The 7,538-nt window shown below is 39.1% G+C and carries 7 protein-coding genes, 1 tRNA gene and 1 pseudogene; 4 read left to right on the forward strand and 5 right to left on the reverse strand.

Annotation, left to right across the window (positions count from 1 at the left end; translation table 11 throughout):
- From guaB to DV63_RS15800, 5 genes are all read right to left on the reverse strand, one after another.
- Positions 1-828: IMP dehydrogenase (gene guaB / locus DV63_RS15780; RefSeq protein WP_020982470.1), on the reverse strand; the 828-nt coding region annotated here is incomplete at its 3' end.
- 9 nt (positions 829-837) lie between these two features.
- On the reverse strand, positions 838-2,199 hold the full coding sequence (gene gatA / locus DV63_RS15785; protein WP_000631475.1) for an Asp-tRNA(Asn)/Glu-tRNA(Gln) amidotransferase subunit GatA: 1,362 nt from the start codon (positions 2,197-2,199) through the stop codon (positions 838-840).
- A 59-nt stretch (positions 2,200-2,258) separates the two neighbouring features.
- Entirely contained in the window at positions 2,259-2,849 is a 591-nt protein-coding gene (gene coaE, locus DV63_RS15790; protein ID WP_000243313.1) for a dephospho-CoA kinase, read from the reverse strand.
- Between the two features lies 1 nt (position 2,850).
- Positions 2,851-3,639, reverse strand: coding sequence for a spermidine synthase (locus tag DV63_RS15795; RefSeq protein ID WP_000265166.1), 789 nt, complete (start codon positions 3,637-3,639; stop codon positions 2,851-2,853).
- Positions 3,640-3,728: 89 nt separating this feature from the next.
- Positions 3,729-4,607 (reverse strand): hypothetical protein, encoded by an 879-nt coding sequence (locus tag DV63_RS15800; protein ID WP_000480367.1) that lies wholly within the window; start codon positions 4,605-4,607, stop codon positions 3,729-3,731.
- 76 nt (positions 4,608-4,683) lie between these two features.
- Between DV63_RS15800 and der the strand changes: the two genes are divergently transcribed.
- The 4 genes and pseudogenes from der to DV63_RS15820 all read left to right on the forward strand — a co-directional run.
- A complete protein-coding gene (gene der, locus DV63_RS15805; protein WP_001097865.1) occupies positions 4,684-6,069 on the forward strand; it encodes a ribosome biogenesis GTPase Der in 1,386 nt (461 codons plus the stop codon).
- 141 nt (positions 6,070-6,210) lie between these two features.
- Positions 6,211-6,495 carry an HU family DNA-binding protein gene (locus DV63_RS15810; protein ID WP_001029090.1) on the forward strand — a complete coding sequence of 95 codons (285 nt, stop codon included), beginning with the start codon at positions 6,211-6,213 and terminating at the stop codon, positions 6,493-6,495.
- A 57-nt stretch (positions 6,496-6,552) separates the two neighbouring features.
- A tRNA-Arg gene (locus tag DV63_RS15815) sits at positions 6,553-6,629 on the forward strand.
- Positions 6,630-7,181: 552 nt separating this feature from the next.
- A pseudogene (locus DV63_RS15820) lies at positions 7,182-7,538 on the forward strand (LPP20 family lipoprotein); the annotation flags it as partial.

The raw sequence follows: 7,538 nt of genomic DNA on the forward strand, positions 1-7,538 counted from the left end.
TTTAGTAACCACATTCCCCACAATCACATCCACTACCAAGCTTTTTTTAATCTCTTCTAAAGTGTGTAAAATATTAGCTGAATGCCCATGCGCGCTGTCTAACACCAACGCATCTACCCCAGCTTTAACTAACATTTCAGCCCTATCCAACTGCCCCACTCCAATAGCCGCCCCCACTCTCAAGCGCCCAAAATCATCTTTATTGGCCTCAGGGTATTCAATGCGTTTTTGAATGTCCTTAATCGTGATCAAGCCTTTTAAAACATTATCCTTATCCACAATGGGCAATTTCTCAATCTTATGCTTGTGCATCAAATCGCTCGCTTCATCTAAACTAATGCCTACATGAGCGGTAACTAAAGGCATTTTAGTCATCACATCGCCCACTTTTTTACTCAAATCGGTTTCAAAGCGCACGTCTCTGTTGGTTAAAATCCCAATCAACAACCCCCTATCATCTACCACAGGCACGCCTGAAATCTTGTAATTATCCGTTATGACTTTAGCGTCCGCTAGCGTCCTGTGCGCATGGATAAAAATAGGATCATTAATCACCCCACTCTCGCTCTTTTTAACCTTAGTGATTTCTTTGACTTGCATTTGAATATCCATGTTTTTATGCACGATGCCAATACCCCCAAGGCGCGCCATAGCGATAGCGGTTTTATGCTCTGTAACCGTATCCATAGCCGCGCTAATAAAGGGGATATTCAAACCAATGTTTTTGGTTAGGCGGGACTTTAAGCTCACATCTTTAGGTAAAACGCTGGATTTTCTAGGCACCATCAACACATCTTCAAAAGTCAAAGCCCTTTGTAAAATTCTCATTTTCTATCCTTAATCTAATTTCAAATCTAATTCTTGCTCTAAAGCGTAAGAAACGTCTAAAAGGCTTTGCTCATCAAAAGCCTTAGCAATGAATTGCATCCCAATAGGCAAGCCTAAAGGATCTTTAGCGACCGGTAAAGAAAGGGCCGGCAAACCGCTCAAATTCGCCCCAATCGTGTAAATATCGCTCAAATACATTTCTAAAGGGCTTGCATGGTAATTGAATAAGTGGGCGGTCGTAGGGGCTACAGGGGTAAAAATCAAATCCACTTCTTCAAAAATCTTGTGGTATTGCTCTTTAATCATCAAACGCATTTGCTGGGCTTTCAAATAATAAGCGTCATAATACCCGCTGCTTAAGACAAAATTCCCTAGCATGATGCGCCGTTTCACCTCATCGCCAAAACCTTCACTGCGGCTTTTGAGATACAATTCTTTCAAATCTTTAATATTTTGAGCCCTCCTCCCATAACGCACCCCATCAAATCGGGCCAGATTCGAACTCGCTTCAGCCATGCTGATAATATAATAGACAGAGATTTGGTAATGCGAATCCAACATCTTTTTTTCCACAATCTCATGCCCCATTTCTTTTAAGGCTTTAAGGGTGTTTTCATAAGCGAGTTGCACTTCATTACTCGCATCTTTAATGTGATCTCTTAAGATAGCGATTTTAAAGCGTTTGTCTCTGTTAAGGTTTTTAAAAGTTTGCGTGGGTTTGAGATTAGCGCTCGTGGAGTCCTTGCTATCATGCCCACTAATTGCATCAAATAAAAGAGAAGCGTCTTCTACATTTTGCGTGATAGGCCCGATTTGATCAAAACTAGAACAATACGCAATCAAACCATAACGGCTCACCCTCCCGTAAGTGGGTTTTAACCCCACGCACCCGCAATAGCTCGCCGGCTGCCTGATAGACCCGCCCGTATCGCTCCCTAAAGCCGCCACTGCTAAGCCGCCAGCCACTGCTGCCGCACTCCCCCCGCTACTCCCTCCAGGCACTCTGTTTTTGTCTCGTGGGTTTTTAGTGATCCCATAGCAACTAGACTCTGTGGTGCTTCCCATCGCAAACTCGTCCATGTTAGAAAGCCCAAACCCTGCCATGCTGTTTTGGTGCAAATTTTCCATCACGCTCGCATGATAAGGAGCGACATAGCCTTCTAAAATCTTACTGGAGCAAGTGATTTCCCACCCCTTAACGCTGATATTGTCTTTAATAAGGATTGGCACCCCCTTAGCGCTAGCGCCATTAAGGCTAGGGGCTTTAATGTAAGCGTTCAAATCTGAAGCTCTAACCTTAGCGTCAATTTCGTTTTTAAGGGTTTCTAATTCATCTTGGGATAAAGAAAGGGCTTGTTTTAAAGTGATCATGTTTTTAGCCTTATTAAAAAATTTAATGGTAGTTTAACATGCTTAGAGACAAAACGAGCTTATAAGAGCGTTTTTAAAAAGCGTTCAACTTGCTTATTTAAATCTTTTAAACTAGAGCTGTTGTCTATAATGTAATCGCTCATGGCGCGTTTTTGCTCTATATCCATTTGACAAGCTAATCGCTGCAAGATTTCGGTCTCTTTGAGTTTGTCTCGCTCTAAAAGGCGCTCAATTTGTAAGGTCTTAGGTGCATAGATTAACACCACCCTACTCACAGGATAGCATTTTTTACCCCCCACTTCAAAAAACAAAGGGATGTCTAAAAAATACGCTTGATGATTCTTTTCCAATTCATAGGCTTTTTCAAGCATGCACTCACGGATTAAGGGGTGTAAAAAACCCTCTAGCCATTTTAACTCATTAGCGTTTTGAAACACGATCGCGCCAAGTTTTTTTCTGTTTAAAACACCCTTTTCTAAAATATCTGATCCAAAATGTTGGGCGATTTTAAACCGATGCTCTTGCAATAATTGGTGGGCGATCTTATCCGCATCTAAAATTTGATAACCTTGCGACTCTAATATTTTAATGGTGGTGCTTTTACCGGTGCCTATCCCCCCTGTTAAAGCGATAGCGTTTTTTAAAACCATTTTAAGATTTGATATTGTCTTTAAAGACTTCTTGTAAATTTTTAGGCAAAGCGAATGCGGCCCTATGAATGTCTTCGTTATAGTATCTCACGCTTTTTAGCGCTTCTATTTTGGGTGCCATTAAATCTTTTAAGGGGTGGGTTTTAAAAGAGGCGTAAATATAACCCTTATTGCTCAAAATCCTTAAAGGCGCTACAAAAGGCATGGCAACAGAAAAAAACCCGCCCATGTTTTTAAGGGCGTTTTGCATGCTCACATGCTCTAATAACGGGTGTTTGGCTACAGAAATAAACACCCCATCTTCTTTAAGCATTCTTTTTAAACCATCAATTTTATGAATATCTGGCTCTTGCAAGCAAAGAATCAAATCGTATTTTTTAATGTCTAAATCTAAGAGTTGTTTAGCGTGCGTGAAATTCTTGTTGTTTTTCACTTCATGGAAATGGGGGAAAAAACTAATGAAGCTGTCTAAAATCTTTTCATCCGCTTGCACAAAATCTATATGCGTGTCGTATTGAAAAAGTTGGTGGGCTAATTCCAAATCAAACCCATCCACAATCAAAACTTCTTTAAGCTCTTTCTTGGTGCAACCCCCCATATGAGCGAGCAACTCGCTTTCAATGTACAAAAAATTCTTAAACAGCAATTGGCGGTTAAGCATCGCAATTTCACCAAAATCCTTAGATTTAAAAATCTCTAAGATATTATGTTCGCTTCTGACATCTAATAATTTCGCTTCTATGGTGTATTCTTTACGCAAATACGGCGTGATTTCTTGGGTGATCCACATAAACACTCCTTAGCTTACTTTTTAACAATATCCATGCCTTTGGAAGGCTAACATGCTAGCTAAAAAATCTAAATTATTGTAACAAAAGCCTAGTTTTGGCATTCTAAAAAAAGTTCTGTATCGCTCTTAAAGCGCTCTTTTTTAAAATCCAAATCAATACTGATGGCTTTATGCTGGCTGTCTAATTTATCGGTTGAATGCTTTTTTAACACCATTTGACATTTTGAAATCTCAATGGCATCTAAAGCCTTATCCCCTATCGTATAAAGATTATCGCCCTTTTTTTCTAAGAGAAAGGATTCATAAAAAGGCCTCAAACTCAAACCGCTGTTATTGGTGGTATAAACATACGAAGAAATTTTGCCCTTAAATTGCGCGATTTGCGTTTTAGTGTCATTAAAAGTGAAAGTTTGGATCTGGCGATCTTTATCGTTTTGATCTTTTAAAAAACGCTTCAAGGCTTTGGATTTGATTTCTATCAGCCATTGATCCCCTTCTTTACTCATCATAATATCCCCATCCTTTAGGGGGTAGAAATTTTGTTGGGAATATTCAATGAGCTTTGGATCTTTTGTTTTTCTTTTCGGTTTGTAAAGGAACGGGTTTTTTGTATCGTTATTGGCAGTGTTGTTATTAGACTCATTTGGGTATAAGGACGGGTTTTTTGTATCGTTACCGCTTGGCTCATTCAATAAAACCACCGAAGTTTCGGGGTTAAAAGAATCGTCTCCATCTTTAGTCAGTTGGGCGAAAGAATCTCTTTCTTCTGTAGGCTGATACACCATGTTTTGTAAAAAAATCGTTTCGCTAAAGACTTCATAATCCGAATCCACATAGCTAGGGCGTTTAGAGCCGTCATTTTCTTGCTCTTGGGCTTTTTTTTGCAATTGGATAAACCTCTCTTGCGAGCAAGCTAAAAAGCACATTAAAACCACTATTACCACGCCTATTTTTTTGACTAAAAACAACGCTAGACCCTTATTTAAGCTTTAAATAACTATAATATTGTAATCTAATTTTGATTAAAGTGAAACTACAAGTAAAATGAATACAAGCCATAAAACTTTAAAAACCATTGCGATTTTAGGCCAGCCTAATGTGGGGAAAAGCTCGTTATTTAACCGCTTGGCTAGAGAAAGGATCGCTATCACTTCAGATTTTGCAGGCACTACACGAGACATTAACAAACGAAAAATCGCGTTGAATGGCCATGAAGTGGAATTGTTAGATACAGGGGGCATGGCTAAAGACGTTCTTTTGTCTAAAAAAATCAAAGCCCTTAATTTAAAAGCCGCTCAAATGAGCGATTTGATTTTATATGTTGTGGATGGCAAATCTATCCCTAGCGATGAAGATCTTAAGCTTTTTAGAGAGGTTTTTAAAATCAACCCTAACTGCTTTTTAGTGATCAATAAAATTGATAACGACAAGGAAAAAGAGCGGGCTTATGCGTTTTCTTCTTTTGGCATGCCAAAGAGTTTTAATATTTCCGTTTCGCACAATAGAGGCATTAGCGCATTAATTGATGCGATATTGAACGTGCTGAATTTAAATCAAATCATAGAGCAAGATTTAGATGCGGATATTTTAGAAAGCTTAGAAAATAACGCATCAGAAGAAGAAACTAAAGAAGAAGAGATCATTCAAGTGGGCATCATTGGGAGGGTGAATGTGGGCAAAAGCTCGCTTTTAAACGCACTCACGAAAAAAGAAAGGAGTCTTGTTTCTAGCGTGGCTGGCACTACCATTGACCCCATAGATGAAACCATCCTCATAGGCGATCAAAAAATCTGCTTTGTGGATACCGCTGGTATCAGACACAGGGGTAAAATTTTAGGCATTGAAAAATACGCTCTAGAACGCACGCAAAAAGCCTTAGAAAAATCCCACATCGCGCTTTTAGTTTTAGACGTGAGCGCTCCTTTTGTGGAATTGGACGAAAAGATCAGCTCCTTAGCGGATAAACACTCTTTAGGCATCATTCTTATTTTAAACAAATGGGACATCCGCTACGCCCCTTATGAAGAGATCATGGCGACCTTAAAAAGGAAATTCCGCTTTTTAGAATACGCCCCCGTTATCACAACCAGCTGCTTAAAAGCACGCCATATAGATGAAATCAAGCATAAAATCATAGAAGTCTATGAGTGTTTTTCCAAACGCATTCCCACGAGCTTGCTCAATAGCGTGATCACTCAAGCCACTCAAAAACACCCCTTACCAAGCGATGGAGGGAAATTAGTGAAAGTGTATTACGCCACGCAATTTGCCACCAAACCCCCTCAAATCTCTCTTATAATGAATCGCCCTAAAGCCTTGCATTTCAGTTACAAACGCTATTTAATCAACACCTTAAGGAAAGAATTTAATTTTTTAGGCACGCCTTTAATCCTTAACGCTAAAGATAAAAAAAGTGCCCAACAAAATTAAATTTTTTACGCATTAAACCCCCTTAAAAAAGCGTTTTTGCTTGATTTATCTTTAGGATTTGATTATAATTACCGCTCAATCAGTCAAGCTAGGCGGTTAAATCGCTTGGTTTTAGCATCTATCAGAAAAGGGGTTATCCACATGAACAAAGCGGAATTTATTGATTTGGTCAAAGAAGCGGGTAAATACAACAGCAAAAGAGAAGCCGAAGAAGCAATCAGTGCCTTTACTCTAGCGGTACAAACAGCTTTAAGCAAGGGTGAAAGCGTGGAGTTGGTTGGTTTTGGCAAATTTGAAACCGCAGAGCAAAAAGGCAAAGAAGGTAAAGTGCCAGGAAGCGATAAAACTTATAAAACTGAAGACAAACGAGTGCCTAAATTCAAACCCGGCAAAATCCTTAAACAAAAAGTTGAAGAAGGCAAGTAAATTTAACCCGCTCAGCAAGGGACTTACCAACAGATTGTGAGTTTCTTGCTTTCTTATGTCCTTGTAGCTCAGCTGGATAGAGCGTATGATTCCTAATCGTAAGGTCGTGGGTTCGAATCCCGCCAAGGACACCACTCGCATTATTTTTACTATCATAGGAAATTAAAATAGCCGTTGTTTGTGTTGTTGATGAAGAAGGTTGGTGGTTAAAAAAATTAAAAAAATTTAACCTTATTTTTAAAAAAGCACTCAAAAAATTTTATTTTATTTCTTATCTTATTTAAAAAATATTCAAAGCATTTTTTACAATTAAAGAGATCTTGCAAAAATCAAGCCATAACCTCTTAAAAAAGCGCTCTTTAGGGGGTTTTAGTCTAGGGTTGCTAGGGGGGAATTTTCAAAATACCCCCTACCCCCTTAAGAAAATGAATTTAAAAATCAAACTTAAAAAATGGGTTTTATCATCAAATAAAACCTTAAAACAATAAAACAAAGCCATTAAAATCCCCTTTTTAAAAAATTGAGTGATCCCTATTAAAAATTTAGGAAAGCCAAAAAAATAGATCATAATCCCCTAGACTTTAAAACCCACTAGCCTTATATAAGATTAGTAAGAATATCCGCATGACAAATCCCTTCAAAAATGATATAATAGACTTGATAAACTCATTTTAAGGAAAATGCCCATGCGTTTGCACACTGCCTTTTTTGGTATCAATTCATTGCTTGTTGCCGCTCTTTTGATAAGTGGTTGCAGTCTCTTTAAAAAGCGTAACACTAACGCTCAGCTAATCCCCCCTTCGGCTAATGGCTTGCAAGCCCCCATTTACCCCCCAACCAATTTCACCCCCAGAAAGAGCATTCAGCCTCTCCCAAGCCCTCGCCTTGAGAATAACGATCAGCCCATCATTAGCTCTAATCCCACTAACGCTATCCCTAACACCCCCATTCTCACGCCTAATAATGTCATTGAATTGAACGCAGTGGGCATGGGCGTGGCTCCAGAATCCACCATTTCGCCCTCTCAAGCCTTGGCTCTAGCC

The sequence above is a fragment of the Helicobacter pylori FD535 genome (genome assembly GCF_000296015.2).
Taxonomy (GTDB): domain Bacteria; phylum Campylobacterota; class Campylobacteria; order Campylobacterales; family Helicobacteraceae; genus Helicobacter; species Helicobacter pylori_CT.